The organism is Novosphingobium sp. B-7 (assembly GCF_000410615.1).
Classification (GTDB): Bacteria; Pseudomonadota; Alphaproteobacteria; order Sphingomonadales; family Sphingomonadaceae; genus Novosphingobium; species Novosphingobium capsulatum.
Window position 1 is genome coordinate 1 of the sequence record NZ_KE148519.1, and the last position, 321, is coordinate 321.

General features: G+C 69.5%; 1 protein-coding gene. It reads right to left on the minus strand.

Annotation, left to right across the window (positions count from 1 at the left end):
* A partial coding sequence (locus H926_RS30425) for an FAD-dependent oxidoreductase (RefSeq protein WP_043611307.1) occupies positions 1-321 on the minus strand: 321 nt, incomplete at both ends.

Here is a 321-nt window from a genome sequence, read left to right on the forward strand (position 1 = left end):
GCCGCCGGGCACGCTGTCCTGCTCCACCAGCATCACGCGCTGGCCCGCCTGCGTCGCAGCCAGCGCGGCAGCCAGGCCGGCTGGCCCGGCGCCCACCACCAGCACGTCACAAAACGCGGCGCGGTGGTCAAAACTGTCGGGATCGGCATCGGCCGGTGCCGGGCCCAGGCCAGCGGCCTTGCGGATGAACCGCTCATAGACCATCCAGCGGCGCGGCGGCCCGAAAAAGGTCTTGTAGTAAAAGCCTGCCGGGATCAGCCGCGATGCCAGGCCATTGATCGCGCCCACGTCAAACGCCAGGCTGGGCCAGACATTCTGGCT